This is a genomic window from Vibrio sp. V38_P2S17PM301, from assembly GCF_009904845.1.
GTDB lineage: Bacteria > Pseudomonadota > Gammaproteobacteria > Enterobacterales > Vibrionaceae > Vibrio > Vibrio proteolyticus.
The window spans coordinates 37,109-57,642 of record NZ_WXWO01000039.1 but is presented as its reverse complement, the minus strand read 5'-3'; the positions used below and the strand labels follow the sequence as shown (position 1 = coordinate 57,642).

General features: G+C 52.3%; 16 protein-coding genes and 5 tRNA genes. 14 read left to right on the top strand and 7 right to left on the bottom strand.

What is annotated here, in order from left to right:
- The first annotated feature begins 68 nt into the window (after window positions 1-68).
- Together polA and CAG64_RS24100 are read left to right on the top strand one after the other, a co-directional pair.
- Window positions 69-2,861 (top strand): DNA polymerase I, encoded by a 2,793-nt coding sequence (gene polA, locus CAG64_RS09120; protein ID WP_161454016.1) that lies wholly within the window; start codon window positions 69-71, stop codon window positions 2,859-2,861.
- 193 nt (window positions 2,862-3,054) lie between these two features.
- A complete protein-coding gene (locus CAG64_RS24100) occupies window positions 3,055-3,102 on the top strand; it encodes a hypothetical protein (RefSeq protein WP_438356636.1) in 48 nt (15 codons plus the stop codon).
- Between the two features lie 491 nt (window positions 3,103-3,593).
- Here the strand turns inward: CAG64_RS24100 and yihA are convergent, their stop codons facing one another.
- Complete coding sequence (yihA, locus tag CAG64_RS09115; protein WP_021707277.1) at window positions 3,594-4,271, bottom strand: ribosome biogenesis GTP-binding protein YihA/YsxC; 678 nt, start codon at window positions 4,269-4,271, stop codon at window positions 3,594-3,596.
- A gap of 148 nt (window positions 4,272-4,419) precedes the next feature.
- On the opposite strand from yihA, the gene CAG64_RS09110 reads away from it, so the two are divergent.
- The 5 genes from CAG64_RS09110 to hemN all read left to right on the top strand — a co-directional run bounded on the left by CAG64_RS09110 (window position 4,420) and on the right by hemN (window position 9,044).
- On the top strand, window positions 4,420-5,037 hold the full coding sequence (locus CAG64_RS09110; RefSeq protein WP_021707276.1) for a c-type cytochrome: 618 nt from the start codon (window positions 4,420-4,422) through the stop codon (window positions 5,035-5,037).
- 744 nt (window positions 5,038-5,781) lie between these two features.
- A complete protein-coding gene (locus CAG64_RS09105; RefSeq protein ID WP_021707275.1) occupies window positions 5,782-6,420 on the top strand; it encodes a class I SAM-dependent methyltransferase in 639 nt (212 codons plus the stop codon).
- Window positions 6,420-6,983: a Der GTPase-activating protein YihI gene (gene yihI, locus CAG64_RS09100; protein ID WP_161457493.1), complete on the top strand. Its 564-nt coding sequence runs from the start codon at window positions 6,420-6,422 to the stop codon at window positions 6,981-6,983. Before CAG64_RS09105 ends, yihI begins: the two co-directional genes overlap by 1 nt.
- 9 nt (window positions 6,984-6,992) lie before the next feature.
- Complete coding sequence (locus CAG64_RS09095; protein ID WP_161457518.1) at window positions 6,993-7,481, top strand: DUF2489 domain-containing protein; 489 nt, start codon at window positions 6,993-6,995, stop codon at window positions 7,479-7,481.
- Between the two features lie 174 nt (window positions 7,482-7,655).
- Entirely contained in the window at window positions 7,656-9,044 is a 1,389-nt protein-coding gene (gene hemN / locus CAG64_RS09090; RefSeq protein ID WP_161454275.1) for an oxygen-independent coproporphyrinogen III oxidase, read from the top strand.
- A 60-nt stretch (window positions 9,045-9,104) separates the two neighbouring features.
- Here the strand turns inward: hemN and ilvY are convergent, their stop codons facing one another.
- A complete protein-coding gene (gene ilvY / locus CAG64_RS09085; RefSeq protein WP_161457492.1) occupies window positions 9,105-9,995 on the bottom strand; it encodes an HTH-type transcriptional activator IlvY in 891 nt (296 codons plus the stop codon).
- Window positions 9,996-10,137: 142 nt separating this feature from the next.
- On the opposite strand from ilvY, the gene ilvC reads away from it, so the two are divergent.
- A complete protein-coding gene (ilvC, locus tag CAG64_RS09080) occupies window positions 10,138-11,622 on the top strand; it encodes a ketol-acid reductoisomerase (RefSeq protein WP_161457491.1) in 1,485 nt (494 codons plus the stop codon).
- Between the two features lie 176 nt (window positions 11,623-11,798).
- Here ilvC and ubiK read toward each other — a convergent pair whose 3' ends face one another.
- From ubiK to CAG64_RS09060, 4 genes are all read right to left on the bottom strand, one after another.
- Window positions 11,799-12,056, bottom strand: coding sequence for a ubiquinone biosynthesis accessory factor UbiK (gene ubiK / locus CAG64_RS09075; RefSeq protein ID WP_021707269.1), 258 nt, complete (start codon window positions 12,054-12,056; stop codon window positions 11,799-11,801).
- Between the two features lie 136 nt (window positions 12,057-12,192).
- Complete coding sequence (locus tag CAG64_RS09070) at window positions 12,193-15,333, bottom strand: multidrug efflux RND transporter permease subunit (protein WP_021707268.1); 3,141 nt, start codon at window positions 15,331-15,333, stop codon at window positions 12,193-12,195.
- A gap of 11 nt (window positions 15,334-15,344) precedes the next feature.
- A complete protein-coding gene (locus CAG64_RS09065) occupies window positions 15,345-16,451 on the bottom strand; it encodes an efflux RND transporter periplasmic adaptor subunit (protein WP_021707267.1) in 1,107 nt (368 codons plus the stop codon).
- An 18-nt stretch (window positions 16,452-16,469) separates the two neighbouring features.
- Entirely contained in the window at window positions 16,470-17,051 is a 582-nt protein-coding gene (locus CAG64_RS09060; protein ID WP_156008765.1) for a TetR/AcrR family transcriptional regulator, read from the bottom strand.
- 170 nt (window positions 17,052-17,221) lie between these two features.
- Between CAG64_RS09060 and rep the strand changes: the two genes are divergently transcribed.
- Window positions 17,222-19,240, top strand: a complete 2,019-nt coding sequence (gene rep, locus CAG64_RS09055) for a DNA helicase Rep (protein WP_161452873.1) — start codon at window positions 17,222-17,224, stop codon at window positions 19,238-19,240.
- Between the two features lie 47 nt (window positions 19,241-19,287).
- Here rep and CAG64_RS09050 read toward each other — a convergent pair whose 3' ends face one another.
- Window positions 19,288-19,701 (bottom strand): c-type cytochrome, encoded by a 414-nt coding sequence (locus CAG64_RS09050; RefSeq protein WP_040903228.1) that lies wholly within the window; start codon window positions 19,699-19,701, stop codon window positions 19,288-19,290.
- Window positions 19,702-19,990: 289 nt separating this feature from the next.
- Between CAG64_RS09050 and CAG64_RS09045 the strand changes: the two genes are divergently transcribed.
- From CAG64_RS09045 to CAG64_RS09025, 5 genes are all read left to right on the top strand, one after another.
- Window positions 19,991-20,067: transfer RNA gene (locus tag CAG64_RS09045), tRNA-Arg, on the top strand.
- 39 nt (window positions 20,068-20,106) lie between these two features.
- Window positions 20,107-20,182: transfer RNA gene (locus tag CAG64_RS09040), tRNA-His, on the top strand.
- Window positions 20,183-20,187: 5 nt separating this feature from the next.
- Window positions 20,188-20,264: transfer RNA gene (locus tag CAG64_RS09035), tRNA-Pro, on the top strand.
- Between the two features lie 45 nt (window positions 20,265-20,309).
- Window positions 20,310-20,385 (top strand) — tRNA-His (locus CAG64_RS09030).
- Between the two features lie 4 nt (window positions 20,386-20,389).
- Window positions 20,390-20,466 (top strand) — tRNA-Pro (locus CAG64_RS09025).
- Window positions 20,467-20,534: the final 68 nt, after the last annotated feature.

Here is a 20,534-nt window from a genome sequence, read left to right as displayed (position 1 = left end):
GGATTCATCCCGGCAGTCATGGCATCCTAAGCAGATCTTTTTACGCTTATGTTTGGATACTCTAAATTATGGCCAGTATTCCTGATAATCCGTTGATTCTTATCGACGGCTCTTCGTACCTTTATCGCGCGTTTCATGCCTATCCGGGCACGATGAGCAATGGTGAGATCCCGACCAACGCGGTGTATGGCGTGGTCAACATGCTGCGCAGCATGATGCGCCAGTTCTCCTCGGATCGCATCGCGGTGGTGTTTGATGCCAAAGGCAAAACCTTCCGTGATGATATGTATCCGGAATACAAAGCCAACCGTCCGCCAATGCCAGACGATCTGCGTTGCCAAATAGAACCTTTGCATGAGGTGATTCGTGCAATGGGATTGCCTTTGATCGTGATCCCCGGGGTGGAAGCCGATGACGTGATCGGCACGCTGGCGCATCAGGCGTCTCAGGCGGGCATGCCTGTGTTGATCAGTACCGGTGACAAAGACATGGCGCAGTTGGTCGATGACAACGTGACGTTGATCAACACCATGACCAATGTAGTGATGGATCGTGAAGGCGTGGTGGAAAAGTTTGGTATTCCACCGGAACTGATCATCGATTATCTGGCGCTGATGGGCGATAAAGTGGACAACATTCCGGGTGTGCCGGGCGTGGGCGATAAAACGGCCACCGCTCTGTTACAGGGAATCGGCGGATTGAATCGCCTCTACGAGCAACTGGATGACATTGCGGCGCTGGGTTTTCGTGGCTCGAAAACCATGGCCAAAAAGCTGGTTGAGAACAAAGACAACGCTTACCTGTCTTATGAGCTGGCGACCATCAAGCTGGACGTTGAACTGGAAGAAACCCCTCAGTCACTGACAAAAGCGCAGCCGGATGTTGATAAGCTGGTACAACTCTACAGCCAATTGGCGTTCAAATCCTGGCTGAATGAGCTGTTGGACGGCAGCAGTCCGGTGATTCAGGCGGATGAGCAGGCCGGCACCAGCAGCCGCAGCGGGGGCGCAGCTCAGGCGGCACTGGACACTTCGGCAGTGACCATAGATCGCAGCCATTACGAGACCATTCTTGATGAGAGCAGCTTCCAGACTTGGCTGGAGCAACTCAAAGCGGCAGAGGTGTTTGCCTTTGATACCGAAACCGACAGCCTGGATTACATGGTCGCTAACCTGGTTGGGGTGTCGTTTGCGACGCAAGCCGGAGTTGCGGCGTATGTGCCGGTGGCGCACGATTATCTGGATGCACCCGAGCAACTGGATCGTGATTGGGTACTGGCGCAACTGAAACCGATTCTGGAAGACGACAACCAGGCGAAAGTGGGGCAGAACCTCAAGTACGACGCCAGCGTGTTGGCGCGTTACGGTATTGAGATGAAGGGCATTGAGCACGACACCATGCTGGAGTCTTACGTACTCAACAGCGTTGGTGGCAAGCACGATATGGACAGCCTGGCACTGCGCTTTTTGCAGCACAGCTGCATTTCCTTTGAGCAGATTGCCGGGAAAGGTAAGAATCAACTGACGTTCAATCAAATCGATCTCGAACAAGCCGCGCCTTACGCCGCAGAAGATGCCGACGTAACCTTGCGTTTGCATCAGCGTCTGATCGCCAATATTGAACAGGACGACAAGCTGGCCAGTGTCTACCGCGAGATTGAGATGCCTCTGGTGCCGGTACTGTCACGTATTGAGCGCACCGGGGTGTTGATCGATGACATGAAGCTGGCTGCCCAGTCTCAGGAAATTGCGCTGCGTCTCGACGAGTTGGAGAAGCAAGCTTACGACGTGGCTGAGCAGGAGTTCAATATGAACTCGCCTAAGCAGTTGCAAGCGCTGTTATTTGAGAAAATGGGTTTACCTGTTGTTAAGAAGACACCATCAGGCACACCGTCGACCAATGAAGAAGTGTTGCAGGAGCTGGCGCTCGATTACCCACTACCAAAACTGATCCTGGAATACCGCGGCCTGGCCAAACTCAAATCCACCTATACCGATAAACTGCCGAAGATGATTAACCCTGAAACGGGCCGAGTGCATACTTCTTACCATCAGGCGGTAACCGCGACAGGGCGTCTATCTTCAACCGATCCGAACTTGCAGAACATTCCAATCCGTAATGAGGAAGGGCGCCGGATCCGTCAGGCGTTTGTGGCGCCGCACGGCTACAAAATCATGGCGGTCGACTACTCGCAGATTGAATTGCGGATTATGGCTCATCTGTCGGGCGACAAAGCGCTACTGGAAGCATTCCAGCAAGGTAAAGATATCCACGCGGCGACCGCGGCGGAGATCATTGGGGTCAACATCGAAGACGTGACCAGTGAACAACGCCGCCGCGCCAAAGCGGTCAATTTTGGCCTGATTTACGGCATGAGTGCGTTTGGTCTGGCTAAACAGCTGGGCATTCCGCGTGGTGAAGCGCAGCAGTACATGGACACCTACTTTGAGCGCTACCCGGGAGTGATGCAATATATGGAAGACACCCGCAGTACGGCGGCGGATCAGGGCTACGTTGAGACTATCTTTGGCCGCCGGTTGCATCTGCCGGAGATCACTTCACGAAACGGTATGCGTCGCAAGGCGGCTGAGCGTGCGGCGATCAATGCACCGATGCAGGGTACGGCGGCGGACATCATCAAAAAAGCCATGTTGCTGGTGGCTGATTGGATTGAGCAGGAAGGCCAGGGACGCGTGAAACTGTTAATGCAGGTACACGATGAACTGGTGTTCGAAGTGGAAGAGTCATCTTTGTCCGAAATTGAAAGTAAAGTACAACAATTGATGGAGTCGGCCGCGCAGTTGGATGTACCTCTGGTTGCTGAAGCGGGCCATGGTGACAACTGGGATCAAGCGCACTAACCACTTTTTGTGCTGAATGTCTGAAAATATATGAGCCAGTGCACAAACACTGGCTTTTTTTTGTCTCTAAAAAAGACTTGGCCCTGGATACTCGTATGTTGCTTAATAAAAATTTAATGAAAAAAAACTACAAAAAGAGTTTTCATTTCTGACCAATTGTTGTACATTAAGCGGCGTAGGGTACAGAGGTAAGATGTTCTATCTTTCAGACCTTTTGTTTCACGTTATTGGATTAGGCTGATTCAGCCGCCCCAGTCAGTATTTGACTGGGGCGTTTTTTATTGGGCCAACGCCAGAGCACCACTCCCACCTTCACTGCGCCAAGACGACTCAGCGTCCATTGCTTCATTCGCGGATACTTCCGTCACGAAATGATCGGTAATAAACCACAATTTTGTAATTTATCACCAATCACAGTTTTGTTATTTCAGAAAGAAAACTAATACCGCATTTCGGCGCGAAATGAGCAATCTAAAGATACTAACTATAAGATTATCATGATCTTACTTTGAGTCTTTGAGGCAAATAAGGAGAGGTTGAAGTGTAAAATTGCACGGTTGAAAAATCGCCGGCTTTAGTGAATCCTTAGTCACATAATAATAATTACCTCCTATTTCTCTCCCGTTGCCCCGCCAGGATGGTGGGGATTTTTATTTCTGGGGCCAGGCGATCAACAAACAGGTAAGAAAAAGCCCCACCGAGTGGCAGGGCTGGAAACGGGTTAGGACACGCTCAGTCGGCCTGTTCATCTGCTGGCGCTTCTCCCTGCTCATCGTCGGGCGCCGCTTCTTCCAACTGCAGTGCCAGCGCGGGCGCAAACCACTCATCCAATTTGTTACGCAGAATATCGACTCCGATACCTTTGAGCGACGAGAAAGCGTCCACTTTGACGTCGCCACCAAAGGCCATCGCCGCTTCACGAATTTTCAGTACCTGAGCTTTGCGTGCGCCACTTTTTAGCTTATCGGCTTTGGTTAACAGCACCAGCACCGGGATTTGACAGTCAACGGCCCAGTAAATCAATTGCTGATCGAGATCTTTCATCGGGTGACGGATGTCCATCAGTACCACCAGACCTTTCAGGCACTGACGTTTTTGCAGATATTCTCCGAGTGACTTCTGCCACTTTTTCTTCATTTCGAGTGGCACCTGAGCAAAGCCGTAGCCCGGCAGGTCGACGATATGACAGCCTTCGGTCACCTTAAACAGGTTGATTAACTGTGTCCGGCCGGGGGTTTTACTGGTTTTTGCCAGGCTTTTTTGGTTGGTCAGACGGTTAAGAGAACTGGATTTGCCCGCATTGGAGCGACCGGCGAACGCAACCTCGATGCCTTCATCTTCTGGCAGATGACGAATATCAGGTGCACTCGTGATGAAATGCGTGTTTTGGTAATGAATTTTTACGCTCACTGTTAACTCCATCTCGACTTTGTGTAGTCGATTGATTACTTTTTTGTGAAAATGTGTAAAATAACCGTGCTCGGCATAAGGTCGCCTATTGTACCATGAGTGGCAACGCAGAGTGGTACTGGAAGCTTGATAATTATAATGGAATGTCATGAAGAAATTAGCGCTAATCTTGAGTCTTTTAGCCAGCTGCAGTGTATTAGCCCAAGGCAGCATCGAAGCTGGTAAAGCAAAATCCCAAACGTGTGTTGCCTGTCATGGAGCGGACGGCAATAGTCAACTTGCAATGTACCCTAAACTTGCAGGCCAACACGCCAAATACATTGAGAAGCAGTTGAAGGACCTTAAGTTAGGTATGACAAGTGCTGGTAAACAAGGCCGTTACGATCCGGTAATGAGTGGTATGGCGATGCCATTGACCGAAGAAGACATGGCGGACTTGGCGGCATACTACGCTTCTCTGCCCATTTCAGGTAATACAACACCGGAAAACGTGGTGAAAAACGGCCAAGCCCTTTACACCGCTGGCGATGCTGAACGTGGTTTGACCGCGTGTATCGCTTGTCATGGCCCGCGCGGCAACGGTACTGAGCTTTCAGGTTTCCCTAAAATTTCTGGTCAGCATGCTGACTACATCAAAGCTCAGCTGCAAAAATTCCGTGATGGCGACCGCAATAACGACATGAACGGCATGATGCGTGACATCGCGAAAAAGCTGACTGACGACGATATCGAGACACTGTCTAAATACGTTGGTGGTCTGCACTAAGCCTGATTCGCTCGAGCAACGGTTATAACAAACCGCCCCGGTCCTCGACCGGGGCGGTTTGTTTTTTTGACCAAGATCACATCGCTACTGGCTGCCTTGCTTCGCGACTGTCTGCTGTTTGTGTAAGAGATCCGCCATACTTGTCGGGAAAAATGTAACACGATCTTTCATAACTGATTGATTTAAATGAACTCAGTTTAAAAGGCGACAAAGAATCTTATTTTTTGTGTTTGCGCTCTTGCAGGTCTAAACGGCTGAGGTACAGTAGTTCCGTCAGCAGGGAGCTGGCCACAGGATATCAGACCAAGCAGGTCTTCAAGGATGCGGGCCATGGATGTCCGCTCGAAAGAGAAAGGATTCAGGTAAGCCAGGACGCTTACCCGATAGGGATGGTCACCTCGTCTAATGGTTTAGACAGTGAAACGGATCAGGCTCAGGATGAGCCCAGGTACAGACAGGAAGTAGCAAAAGGAAAGCCAAAATTCATCAGGATGGTGAAAAACGACACTTTTGCGCAGGGAAAGCACGAAAAACAAAAGGAATATTGGTGCACCGGAATGGGTGCAACACAGTTTCGCCACTTGATGGCATTTAGAAAGCGACGGGGTTACCTGTCGCTTTTTTTATCTCTGTTGTCACCGGTTCTCGGATTTTTTTCGCCAAACTGGTGAGAAAACACCCAATAGTGCTCCACTCTGATCGCAGTTTCTGGTATGTTGCGCATCCCTGTTTGAGGATGACCGCATGCACGATTGCCCTTTATGCCACAGCCCAGAGATTGAGTTTTATTTTCAAGACTCACGCCGCGCCTATCTTCAGTGTCAGCGCTGCGCACTGGTTTTTGTTGATCCATCTCAGCGATTGGATGCAAAGGCAGAAAAAGCTCACTATGATCTGCATGAGAACGATCCGTCGGACCAAGGCTATCGGCACTTTTTGTCGCGGATAGCGCAGCCGCTGCAAGAGCGCCTGGCGCCGCAGTCGCACGGGCTCGATTTTGGTTGCGGTCCGGGGCCGACTTTGTCGCTGATGCTCGAAGAGCAGGGGCACAAAGTCAGTCTGTACGATCTCTATTACCACCCGGATAGCGGCGTGTTGGAGCATCGTTACGATTTTATGACCGCCACGGAAGTCATCGAGCACTTATACCGGCCCGATCAGGTGTGGCAACAATGGTTGAATTTGGTTAAGCCAGGTGGCTGGATTGGTCTGATGACCAAGATGGTTATCGACGTAGAGGCGTTTGCCGGATGGCACTATAAAAATGACCCGACCCATGTGGTGTTTTTTAGTCGTCAAACGTTCCGGTATCTGGCAGAGCGGGATCAGCTCAAGCTGGAATTTATAGGCAAAGATGTAATTTTACTGAGGAAACCCCAGTAATGAGTCGCAAGAAAAAAGCAAGATCAGGCGGAAATACCGACGTCGTTGTCGTCCGTAACCGCACTCAGTCAGACGTCGAAGGCCGTCTGCGTAAACGAGATAAAAAGCGCAAAGGGCTGAAAACCGGTAACCGTAACTCGGAAGCCAAAGAGCAGCAAATGCGCCAGGCTGCGCAACAACGTGATCCGCGTTTAGGCAGCCAGAAGAAAATTCCACTGGTGGTGGAAGCGCCGAAGAAGCAGAGCAAAACTCAGCGTCGCCTGTCTGCTGAGCAGGAACTGGCTATGCTGGAGAACGATGCGCAACTGAACGTATTGCTGGAACGTCTGGACAATGGCGAAAAGCTGGGCGCTGGCCTGCAAAAGTACGTGAACGAAAAACTCGATCGCATCGAGGCACTGATGAAGCAACTCGGTCTGTACGACGAGACGGATGACGATCTGGCCAGCGAGCCGGAGTCCGAACCGGCACCCGTAGCGAAAAAATCGCCGCGTCGCGCCAGTTCCGACGACGATCTGTTGTCTCAGTTTGAAGACCTGGATCTGAACGATTTTAAAGGATAGTAAACAGTGATGAACGTAACCTTACTGGCCATTGCGGGTGGAATCATTATTCTCGGCTTAGCCTCGTACGCGGGTTACCTTCTGCTCCAACTGAAGAAGCAAAAGGAGTTGCAGCAGCAACACCAGGCTTTGGCGATTCAGAAACGCAACGCCAATATTTTTGATAATGTTCAGACATTGTGTCTGGCCGGTATTCAGGGCCAGTGCGATTTGTCGGAAATCAGCATTCGTGTCTACTGCATCATGGACTATGTCCAGGGTGATGACCGGGTCGATTTTGATCAGACCTATCCGGCGATTTCTGAGTTGTACTACATTGTCAAAGACATGGCGCGCGGTGACGATCGTCAACAACTGGCGAAGAAAGAGCGTATGCAACAGAATCTGACGCGCCAGAAAGCCGAATCTCGTCTCAACGATGCCATCGTTGAAGAGCTGAAAACGCTGCATAAAAACGTTCAGCCCCTGAACAATCAGATCAACATTCAGATGATCTGAACCGAACGCATGCTAGCTCGATCACACTACACTTAAGGGTGAGTGATCGAGCTAGCAAGTTCTGAAATTTTATACCAGAAACCTCTTTTGCTACCCGGTGTCTGTCATTCCGGTGTGGCAAAATAGCCCGTCAAAGAAGCAACGCCCGTGAGGGCCTGAACGGAAAATAGCACCATGTCGCAGCAAGTCGTAGCCAGCCAGCAAATTGTGTGGGACCAAGCCGTACTCGAGAAGTACAACTATTCCGGACCGCGCTATACCTCATACCCGACCGCCCTGGAGTTTCACGAGGCGTTCACGATTGCCGATTACGACATGGCGTGCACTCAGTACCCTGAGCGACCGCTGTCGCTGTACATCCACATCCCGTTTTGCCACAAACTGTGTTACTACTGCGGCTGCAATAAAGTGATCACCCGTCACTCGCACAAAGCCGATGAATACCTGGACGTGCTGGAACTGGAGATCCGTACTCGTGCAGGTTTGCTGCAGGGACGTACAGTGACGCAGCTGCATTTTGGCGGCGGGACACCGACTTTTCTCTCGGAAGCGCAAATCAGTCGCGTGATGAATCTGCTGCGTGATGAATTTCATTTCAGTGCCGACGCGGAGATCAGCATCGAAGTGGATCCGCGTGAAATCGAACTCACGATGCTGGACCATTTGCGTAATGAAGGCTTTAACCGTCTCAGTATTGGCGTGCAGGACTTCAACAAGGAAGTGCAGAAGCTGGTCAATCGTGAGCAGGATGAAGATTTTATTGTTGCCATGGTGGCGCGTGCCAAACAACTGGGTTTTCGTTCGACCAACTTGGATCTGATTTATGGCCTGCCGAAACAGACGCAAGCCACGTTTGCCGACACACTGAAACAGGTGCTGGCGATGGCGCCGGGCCGGTTGTCGGTATTTAACTACGCGCACATGCCGCAGCTGTTCGCTGCTCAACGCAAAATCAAGGATCAGGACTTGCCACCGGCAGAAGAGAAAATGGCGATCCTCCAGGACACGATTGCGACCCTGACCGGGGCCGGTTATCAGTTCATCGGCATGGACCATTTTGCTCGTCCGGACGATGAGCTGGCGGTGGCGCAGCGCAATGGCGTACTGCACCGCAATTTCCAGGGTTACACCACACAGGGCGACTGTGATCTGGTCGGTTTTGGTGTGTCGGCGATCTCCATGGTCGGGGACGTTTATGCCCAGAACCAGAAAGAACTCAAACACTACTACGCTCAGGTCAGTGAACAGCGCCATGCGCTGTGGAAAGGGGTCGCGCTGGACAGCGACGATCTGTTACGCCGGGAGGTCATTAAGCAGTTGATCTGTAACTTCCGTCTCGATAAACATCAGATCGAACGCCAGTTTGGTGTGCGTTTCAACCGTTATTTCGACGAAGATCTGACGCTGTTGCAGACCTTCATCGACGATCAGCTGGTGGAAGTGGATGAGCGGGAAATTCGCGTTACTCTGCGTGGCCGGCTGCTGATCCGCAATATCTGCATGTGTTTTGATAAATACTTGCGGAAGAAAGCGCGCCAGCAGCAGTTTTCCCGGGTGATTTAACCCCGCTTCCTGAAACAAGCCACGCAACTGCGTGGCTTGTTTGTATTGATCCGGCGCCGGTTAAGGGGCAATAAATTTTCCTTCGGCCACGGTCCATAACGCTTTGATGAGCGGATTATCCAACTGCGATCGCTTGCAGCACACGCCAAGGGTAAAGGGCTTGATCGGCTCGACTTTCAGGCGCTGAATTTTTTCTCTGACCGGGCTGTTATTGATCACCACATCCGGCGCGATACCCACACCACAACCGAGCGCCACCATGCTGACGATCGCTTCATGGCCGGAGACTTGCGCGTAAATGTTCGGCCGGATCCGCATCGCTTTAAACCAGGCGTTGGCCCGCTCACGGGCCGTACCGGCTTCGGGGATGATGAACGGAATCGAATCCCAGTCGGGTGACTCCTGTTGCAACTGCTCCGCAAAGCTGCTGACGCCAATCGGTGCAATCACCGACAGGGGGACTTCGCTGATGGTCTCAAACTCCAGCCGCGCAGGCAGTTGATCCGGCTTGGCTGAGATGGCGATGTCGGCTTCATCGTTGAGTATCTTGTCTATGGCCTGCGCCGGGTCGCCGGTCGAGAGTTTAAATTCAATCAAAGGGTGTTGCAGGCGCAGCTCGGAAAGCAGTTCCGGTAAGTGGCTGTAGCTGGCCGTGACCGAACAATAGAGACGGATTTCCCCTTTCAGCTCTGCTTCATGGCCGCTCAGCTGCGCGCTGTACTGTTGCCAGTCGTTGAGGATTTTCAGCGCCACCGGCAGCAGACGCTTGCCGGCCGGAGTGAGATCGACACTGCGATTGTCACGCAGAAATAGGCTCTGACCGGTTTCGTCTTCCAGCTTCTGGATCTGACGGCTCAGTGCCGACGGGCTGATGTGCATCGCCGATGCCGTTTTGCTGAAACTTTTACTGTCACACAGATGAATGAACATCTGCAGGTGTTTGGTGTTCATGAATAGGTCACTTTCTGTTGCATTATTTGCAATAACTAATTGTGAATATATCACTTTAAGCAATTTGATGTCTGCTTTAGTATGAAATCATTCAGCGAGTCAGCGCTGACCTTTCTAGGACGAATGATTAAAGGAGAGCCCCATGGCTAACTATTTCAATACTTTGAACCTGCGTGAGCAGTTGGACCAGCTTGGTCGTTGTCGTTTTATGGATCGCAGTGAATTTGCGACGGAGGCGGATTACCTCAAAGGCAAGAAAGTGGTGATTGTTGGTTGTGGTGCTCAGGGCCTGAATCAGGGCCTGAACATGCGTGATTCGGGTCTGAACGTCGCTTATGCGCTGCGCCAGGCGGCGATCGACGAGCAACGTCAGTCATACAAAAATGCCAAAGATAACGGCTTTGAAGTCGGCAGCTACGAAACCCTGATCCCGCAAGCGGATCTGGTGATAAATCTGACCCCGGACAAACAGCACACCAATGTAGTAGAAACGGTGATGCCCCTGATGAAAGAAGGGGCGGCACTGGGTTACTCCCACGGCTTTAACGTTGTGGAAGAGGGCATGCAAATTCGTCCAGACCTGACGGTCGTGATGGTGGCACCAAAATGTCCGGGTACCGAAGTACGTGAAGAATACAAACGCGGCTTTGGTGTTCCGACTCTGATCGCGGTGCACCCGGAAAATGACCCGAAAGGCGAAGGCTGGGATATCGCTAAAGCCTGGGCAGCTGCAACCGGTGGCCATCGCGCAGGCTGTCTGGAATCGTCGTTCGTGGCGGAAGTGAAATCGGATCTGATGGGTGAGCAAACCATTTTGTGTGGCATGCTGCAGGCCGGTTCCATCGTCTGCTACGAGAAGATGATTGCGGAAGGCATTGACGCCGGTTACGCCGGTAAACTGCTGCAATACGGTTGGGAAACCATCACGGAAGCGCTTAAGTTCGGTGGCATCACGCACATGATGGATCGCCTGTCGAACCCGGCCAAAGTCAAGGCATTTGAGCTGTCTGAGCAGCTGAAAGAGCTGATGCGTCCGCTGTACAACAAACACATGGATGACATCATCACCGGGCATTTCTCCAGCACCATGATGGCTGACTGGGCGAACGACGACGTGAACCTGCTGGGCTGGCGTGCAGAAACCGGTGAAACGGCGTTTGAAAACTACCCGGAATCCGACGTTGAGATTTCTGAGCAGGAATACTTCGACAACGGCATCCTGATGATCGCCATGGTGCGAGCCGGGGTTGAGCTGGCGTTTGAAGCCATGACCGCTTCAGGCATCATTGACGAGTCAGCGTACTATGAGTCGCTGCACGAGCTGCCACTGATTGCCAACACCATTGCACGTAAGCGCTTGTATGAAATGAACGTGGTGATTTCTGATACGGCAGAATACGGCAACTACTTATTTGCCAATGTGGCCACGCCGCTGCTGCGTGAACAGTTCATGCCATCGGTCGGCACGGACGTGATTGGTCAGGGGCTTGGTGAGGTTTCCAACCACGTGGATAACGCCACGCTTATCGCCGTGAACGATGCGATCCGCAATCACCCGGTGGAGTACATCGGTGAAGAGCTGCGTGGTTACATGACCGACATGAAACGCATTGCGGTTGGTGGCTAAGTCGCCTCCGACAAGAGATCGGGGGGAGGGTGGCGACACGTTCTCCCCAGATGCACTCCGCACAGATCGGGGTCAATAAATACAACAAGCAAACACAACCTTAACTAAAACAAAAGGCTTGCTCCGAATGGGCAAGCCTTTTTCTTTGTCTGCGTCAGAGCGTGCAGGCGGCAGAATTACTGTTCTTTGTCCGCCAGCTTCTGCTCAATCTCGGCCAGTTTTTGCTCCATCTCGGTCAGCTTCTGGCGCGTGCGCAGCAGCACTTGAGTCTGGACATCAAACTCTTCGCGGCTGACCACGTCCAGTTTGTTTAACTGGCCCTGGATCACCTGGCGTACCTTCTGGTCCACATCGGCGCCGAGGTCTTTGACCGGCTGTGGCATGGCGTCGTGAATCTGCTTCGCGACTTGCTCTAATTTTTTGGGATCAAACATGTGTCATAACTCCTGTCCGTTTGAGATTATTTTATGTAATTGGACTGGGAAAGTCGCCCTGTTTGGCGTAAAAAAGCGAGCACAATAAAAAAAGGCCACCGAAGTGGCCTGTAAATAGAGTCAACGAGCAGATGAATTAATGGTTGTTGTCAGCCAGCTGGCGCTGAGCTGCTTTGGCCTCATCCACCCGTGCCAGCTTTTCCAGATCTTTGTCCTCGACAAACACCGGCAGTGGCTTATGTTTTTCCGCCAGATAGCTGTAGATCACTGGCAGTACGAACAGGGTAAACAGTGTCCCCAGCGCCAGACCAGCCACGATGACGATACCGATGCTGAAGCGCTGCTGCGCCCCAGCGCCCGTGGCGTACATCAATGGGATCAGGCCGGCAATCATCGCCGCCGTGGTCATCAGAATCGGACGCAAACGAACTTTGGCCGCTTCCATGACCGCGTCAATGCGGCTCAGTTTGTTGTGCAACTGTTCTTCCTTGGCCACTTCACAGATCAGAATACCGTGTTTGGTGATCAGACCGACCAGGGTAATCAACCCGACCTGAGAGTAGATGTTCATGGTCGTTGTGCCAAGGAACGCCCCCCATGCCAGCGCAATCAGTGCCCCACAAATAGCCAGCGGTACCGACACCATGATCACCAGCGGGTCTTTGACGGATTCAAATTGAATCGCCAGTACCAGGAAGATCACCGCCAGAGCCAGACCAAAGGTGGCGTACAGGGCGCTGCCTTCAGTCACGTATTGACGGGCTTCACCCATGTAATCGTGGTTGTAGCCGCGTGGCAGCTTGGTTTCTGCGATGTTCTCAAACCAGTTGATCGCGTCTCCCATTGCCGTACCCGGCGCCGGAACTGTGCCTATGGTGGCGGAGTTCAGCTGGTTAAAGTGCGGCAGTGAACGAGGTTCAGCAATCACATCAATGGTGATCAGGCTGCCAAGCGGGATTGCTTTACCATCCGCCGCGCGCACGTAGTAGTTGTTCATCGATTCCGGGTTCAGGCGCCACTTACGTTCAACCTGAGGGATCACTTCGTACGAACGGCCGTTGAGGTCGATACGGTTTACGTAACCGTCGGCCATCATCGTCCCCAGAGTGACCCCGATGTCTTGCATGGTCACGCCGTACGCACCGGCTTTGTCCTTGTCGATGTTGATTTTCATCGTCGCGGAGTCGTAGTTCAGATCCAGGTCCGAGTAGACAAACATGGCGTTCTGGTTCACTTCGGCCAGTACGTCGGTGGCGATGGTGAACAGGCTTTCAAACGCGTTCGGCGTGGTGATGACAAATTGGATCGGCAGACCGGAGCCCGCGCCGGGCAGTTCTGGCATCTGGAACGCGGTGACCGACATGCCCGGGATGTCTTTCACCAGACCACCAACGCGGTTGGTCACATCAGCCTGGCTCGCTTCACGCTGGCTCCAAGGCACCATCGAGGCAATCCCCAGCGCCTGGTTGGAGTTCGGAACACCGGTAAACACCTGAGCAAACTGAACTTCTTTCTGATCCGACAGAATACGGTTCACGTCCGCCATGGTGTTGGCCAGATAGTCCAGGTTCGCGTTGGACTGGCCGGTACCCATCAGCATGATCACCCCTTTGTCTTCCGATGGTGCCAGTTCACTTGGAATGAACTTGAACAGCACCGGCAGACTGCCGAACACGATGATTGCAAATGCGATCACCACCGGACGGTGTTGCATCACTGCACGCAGCATGCGCTCGTAACGGTTGGTCATGCGATCCAGTAAGTGGTGCACTTTCTGCTCGAATTTGCCCGGTTGTTCATTGGCTTTAAGCATTTTCGAACACATCATCGGAGACAGGGTCAACGCGATGATACCGGAAACAAACACCGAACCGGCCAGAGTCAGGGCAAACTCTTTGAACAACGAGCCGGTGATACCGCCCATCAGCGCGATCGGGGCGTATACCGCGCCCAGCGTCAGGGTCATGGCGATAACCGGAACCGCGATTTCACGTGTCCCTATGATGGCAGCGCGGAACGGCGATTCGCCTTCTTTAATGTGCCGGTCGACGTTCTCCAGTACCACGATTGCATCGTCCACCACCAAACCGATGGCCAGAACCATTGCCAGCAGCGTCATCAGGTTCCAGGAGAAACCCATTGCCTGCATGACCATGGCCACACCAATCAGCGACAGCGGAATGGTGACGATCGGGATGATGACCGCCCGGAATGACCCCAGGAACAGGGTGATCACCACCAGTACGATGATCGCCGCTTCCACGATGGTTTTGATTACCTCGTGGATCGACTCGTTGATCGCAATCGTTGAGTCATACAGCACGTTCATCTCGATGTTGCTCGGCATGTTTTTCTTCAGATCCGGCAACAGCTTCATCACGTCCGCAGCGATGTTGATCGGGTTGGCGCTTGGCGCCGCGTTGATCGCTGCCACTACCGCTTCCCGGCCATTGGCACTGGCGCGGTAGGTGTCGTGGCTTTTCGCCAGCATGACTTTGGCAATGTCACCCAGGCGGATCACCGTGCCGTTGTCTTCGGTTTTGACCACCAGAGCTTTCAGCTCGTCGGCGTTCGACACCTGAGTATCGGCGCTGCCGTTGTACAACACGAATTCACCGACCGACTGACCCGTCGCCGACTGGTAGTTGTTGGCGTTCAGAATCGACATCACATCGGTGGCGGTCAGATCGAGCGCCGCCATTTTAGCCGGGTCCAACCATACGCGCAGGGCGTACTTAAGCCCGCCGTACAAGTCGATGCTCGAGATACCGTTCACGGCGTACAGCTGAGGGTTGATCACCCGTTCCAGATAGTCGGTGATCTGGCTTGAGTTCAGCTCAGGGCTGGTAAAGCCGATGTACAGCACCGCAGTAGTCGAACCGGTCGACATGGTAACCGTCGGGTCTTCTGCCTCTTTGGGCAACTGAGAACGTACCGAGTTGGTTTTTGCCAGGACGTCGGACAGCGCGGCGTTCGGATCGGTATTGAGTTTCATGTTGACCGTAATGGTCGACTGACCCAACACCGATTGCGACGTCATGTAGTCAATGTTGTCTGCCTGGGCGACGGCCTGTTCCAAAGGCTGGGTAATAAAGCCCTGGATCAGGTCGGCACTGGCGCCGTAGTAGCTGGTGGTGACCGTCACCACCGTATTCGTCATTTCAGGGTATTCCCGCACCTGCATTTTGAATACCGCCTGCAAACCGAGCAGGGCTATCAAAAAGCTGATCGATACCGCTAAAACCGGACGTTTAATGAAAACATCAGTAAAGCGCATGTGTCCCTCGCTTACAGCATTGGTGTTTCAGCTGGTGTGGTGGTGGCATCGCTTTCGACGATGCGCACTTTAGCACCGTTACTCAAACGTACCTGACCTGTGGTCACCACCGTATCACCCGGTTTCACGCCTTCAAGAATGTGAGCGATGTCTTTGGTGCGTTCACCCACTTTTACCACGTGTTGCTGAACGCGTTTCTCACCATCTTTATCCGTGATCACGTAAACATTGTTGCCGTAAAGCGTGAAAGTGATGGCAGTTTGCGGCAGCGTCACCTGGTTTGCCAGCTTTGGCAGGATGATGTGCGCGCGGGCAAACATACCGCTGCGCAGTTTACCGTCGCTGTTCGGGATGTCTGCCTGAACCTGAATCAGACCGCTCTGCACGCTGACGGCAGGCTCAATCGCAGTGATCGCCCCTTTGAATGGCTGATCCGGGTAAGCATCGACAAATATATCGACTTCCTGCTTCAAACTAATACGAGAGATATCGCGCTGAGGCACGGTGAAGCGCAGACGCATCACGCTGGTGTCTTCCAGGCGCACAATCTCGGTACCGGTTTGCAGGTACTCACCCAAATACACGTTACGGATACCAACCACACCAGCAAATGGCGCTTTGATTTCACGGCGGTCAATGGTGGCTTTCAGCGACTCGATGTCTGCCGACAGTGAGTAGTAGTTTGCTTCGGCTTCATCAAACGCTTCTTTGGAAATGGAGCCTTTTTTGTACAGCCCACGGTAACGTTCGTATTTGGCTTTGGCCGCTGGCAGGCGCGCCTGCGAGCTCTTCAGGTTGGCTTTTTCCACATCAGAGTCGAGCAGGACCAGTGGTTGGCCCGATTCAACCTGAGTGCCGGACTCGAAAGTGATTTGATCAACAATGCCGGCGGTTTCGTTCGAAATGGTCACCCCCTGATTCGGCTCGATAAAGCCGATCGCTTCAATCACCGGTACCCAGTCGACGGCTTTGACTTCCATCGCGGTGACCGGAAATTCAGGCTCAGGCCGATTGGCCATGAATTCGGCAATCTTCTGTTGCTTGAACATGTTGACACCTATCACACTGCCAAACAGCAGTATGACGATCAGTATCATAAAGAAAGTCCACTTTTTCATTCTTATGAGAACTCCAAGTTAGTGTTTAATTATTGCATCCCAGCTGGCTTCAATGGCCGCTTCAAGTGCGTCATCGTCCAGCTGATAAAATCCCAAAGCGTGTTTTCGTGCCAACGCAACGCTGGCTTCAAAGCTCAGGCCGGATAGCACCTCATGAGCCAGAGGTTTAAACAGGCCGGTTTGTTTCCCTTCTTCGAAAAGCCGGTAAACCTTGTCAAACATTTCCCGCTCCACTTCTTTACGTGCGCAGCACTGTGAAGAGGGCAACGATTCGTACTGAACCCGGTTTTTCAGAATATCCAGATTAGAACCGGCCAGATTCCAGATGTTGAGCCACATCGTTCGATAGCGCTGTTTCAGCGGCATATCATCAGAGACACCAGCCTGCACTTCATTGGCTATGCGTTGCGTAACATGTAAACGTACCTCATCGAGGAGATGCTCTTTATCCGAGAAATAACGGTAGATCGTGCCTGCAGCGACGCCGGCTTCGGTTGCCAGCCGGTGCATCGATAGCCCCTGAAAACCGGATTCTGCAATCAGGGCTTCCGCGGCCAGGAGTATCTGCTCACGTTTATCTACACTAGTGTTACTGGTCATAAATCCCACCACCAATGAATGAACGTTCATTCATTATAGCTCACATTGCAGGCAGTTATGCAACCAAGTATTGTGAATCGACGTAAAAAATCTTATTGCAGAGACAATAGCAATCATGCCATTGCAGCATTATTATAGTCGCCCTGTTTTTTTACTGAATTGAGCTGACGATGAAGCTGAACCCAAGACAAGATGAAGCGGTGAAATATGTGTCGGGTCCGTGCCTGGTGCTGGCCGGCGCCGGCTCGGGCAAAACACGTGTGATCACCAACAAAATTGCCTACCTGGTTCAGCAGTGTGGCTACAAAGCGCGCAATATTGCGGCGGTGACCTTCACCAATAAAGCGGCGCGAGAAATGAAAGAGCGGGTGGGGCAGACCTTGGGCAAAGCGGAATCGCGTGGCCTGATGGTGTCGACGTTCCACACGCTCGGGCTGAATATCATTCGCCGTGAGTACAAAACCCTCGGGCTGAAAGCTGGCTTCTCCCTGTTTGATGATCAGGACCAGTTGGCGCTGTTGAAAGAGTTGACCGAGAAGCAGCTCGACGGCGACAAAGATTTGCTGCGTCAACTGATGAGTACGATTTCCAATTGGAAAAACGACATGCTGACGCCGGAGCAAGCCAAGGCGCATGCCCAGGGGGAACAGCAGCAGCTGTTTGCATTTTGTTTCGAGATGTATCAAAAGCAGATGCAGGCGTATAACGCCCTTGATTTCGATGACCTGATCCTGATGCCGGTATTGTTGCTGCGTCATAATCAGGACGTGCGTCAGCGCTGGCAGAACCGGATTCGCTACCTGCTGGTGGACGAATATCAGGACACCAACACCAGTCAGTACGAACTGGTGAAACTGCTGGTCGGTGAGCGCGGGCGTCTGACGGTGGTGGGCGACGACGATCAGTCGATTTACTCCTGGCGTGGCGCCAAGCCACAGAACCTGGTACTGCTTGGTGAAGATTACCCCAACCTGCGTCTGATCAAGCTTGAGCAGAACTACCGCTCGACCAGCCGGATTTTGCGCGCGGCCAACATTCTGATTGCCAACAATCCGCACGTGTATGAAAAATCTCTGTTTTCTGAAATTCCGGACGGTGAAAAACTCAAAGTCCTGTTGGCCAAGAATGAAGAGCACGAAGCGGAACGGATCACTGGTGAGCTGATTGCGCACAAATTTCTTAACCGCACCGATTACCGTGACTATGCGATTTTGTACCGCGGTAATCACCAGTCGCGCCTGATTGAAAAGTCATTGATGCAAAACCGAGTGCCATACAAGTTGTCCGGCGGCACGTCGTTTTTTGCCCGAGCTGAAATCAAAGACATCATGGCGTATCTGCGGGTGCTGGTGAATCCGGATGATGACAACGCGTTTCTGCGCATCGTTAACACGCCCAAACGGGAAATCGGCCCGGTGACGATGGAGAAGCTTGGCAGTTACGCCAACATGCGGGGCAAAAGTTTGTTCGAGGCCAGTTTTGAAATCGGACTTGAACAACACCTCAGTGGTCGCGGGTTGGAGACTCTGCGCCGTTTCACTCACTGGCTGGTGAAAATCGGCGATCAGGCCGAGCGGGGAGACACCGTCGAAGCGGTCCGTTCCCTGGTACGCGACATCAATTACGAAGACTGGTTGTACGAGACGTCTGCCAGTCCGAAAGCGGCCGAGATGCGGATGAAAAATGTCTCGGATCTCTATTCGTGGATTGTTTCTGATCTGGAAGGCGATAATTACGATCAGGAAGAGAAGACCCTCAAAGAGGTGGTTCAGCGCCTGACACTACGCGACATGATGGAGCGAGGTGAAGAAGATGACGACAGTGACGCGGTGCAACTGATGACACTGCACGCCTCCAAAGGTCTGGAGTTTCCGTACGTCTATTTGATTGGTTCAGAAGAGGGCATTTTGCCGCATCAGACCAGCATTGACGAAGACAATGTTGAGGAAGAACGCCGCCTGATGTACGTGGGCATCACCCGGGCACAGCGCGAGTTGACGTTTACCATGTGCCGTGAACGCCGTCAGTTCGGTGAGTTGATTAAACCGACGCAAAGCCGCTTTCTCGATGAACTGCCGTACGACGATGTGGAGTGGGAGCAGACGAAAAAACCGGTCTCCCAGGAAGAGCGCATGGCTAAAGGCCAGGCACACATTGCCAACTTACGTGCCATGTTTAACAAGAAATAACGATCAAAAAAGGCTTGCCACTGGCAAGCCTTTTTTCTCGATGCCGGTTACAGGCCTTCGATCATGTGCTCGATGGCGGCAACGATTTCGTCATCGCTACAGTCCATACAGGTCCCGCGCGGTGGCATGGCGTTAAAGCCGTTGATCGCGTGATCTTTCAACACGTCTTTTCCTTGCGCGATACGCGGACCCCAGTCTGCCGCATTACCGGTCTTGGGTGCGCCACTGACGCCAGAGGCGTGACAGGCGATACAGAAGGTGCCGTAAACGGTCGCGCCGTCACGTGGGCCACTTGGTTTCTCAACCACAGGCTCGCTGCCCGCCAGATACACGTCACCGACAGGTTTGATGCGCTCTGCGATGACATCGTGGTTTTCTTGGCTGACGCTTGCTGCAAAAGAGGCACCAGAAAAAGTGAACGCAGCGACCAAGGCAATGATAATTTTTCGAGACATATCCATTAAACTCACTTTACATTCCTGAAGGTAAGTGCGTGCTTACCTGATTATTAGAGTGGGTTTGATCTACAGCGTTAGATGCTGTTAAATCAATGTAAATATTGGGTGATTATATCCCGATAACTTGTTGCATTAAACAACAAGTTATCAGCTTCAGGGGGTGTGTCACATCGTCAACGTCGGACATTCAGTGTTTAATTGCCCAAAAAGGCGTCAAACGGTAAAAAAAGTTAAAAAAGTACTAGACGGCATAGTGTGATATACGTATTATTCCACTCCGCCGATAGGGCATGCGCCCGTAGCTCAGCTGGATAGAGCGTTGGCCTCCGGAGCCAAAGGTCGAAGGTTCGAATCCTTTCGGGCGCGCCATTTCATCCCGGAGGATGTTTATCGGTACAAAATATAGTGGTGGCTATAGCTCAGTTGGTAGAGCCCCGGATTGTGATTCCGGTTGTCGCGAGTTCAAGTCTCGTTAGCCACCCCATTTCTCGGTGAATAGCGCAGTTTGGTAGCGCATCTGGTTTGGGACCAGAGGGTCGGGGGTTCGAATCCCTCTTCACCGACCATATTTTAGTTTATGGCGTCAACGCGGTAAACATGACAATTTGATGGTGGCTATAGCTCAGTTGGTAGAGCCCCGGATTGTGATTCCGGTTGTCGCGAGTTCAAGTCTCGTTAGCCACCCCATTCTCGGTGAATAGCGCAGTTTGGTAGCGCATCTGGTTTGGGACCAGAGGGTCGGGGGTTCGAATCCCTCTTCACCGACCACATTAAGAAGCCTCGTCAGAAATGACGAGGCTTTTTTTGTTTGTTTTGCTTGCGTGGCCGCGTACGTG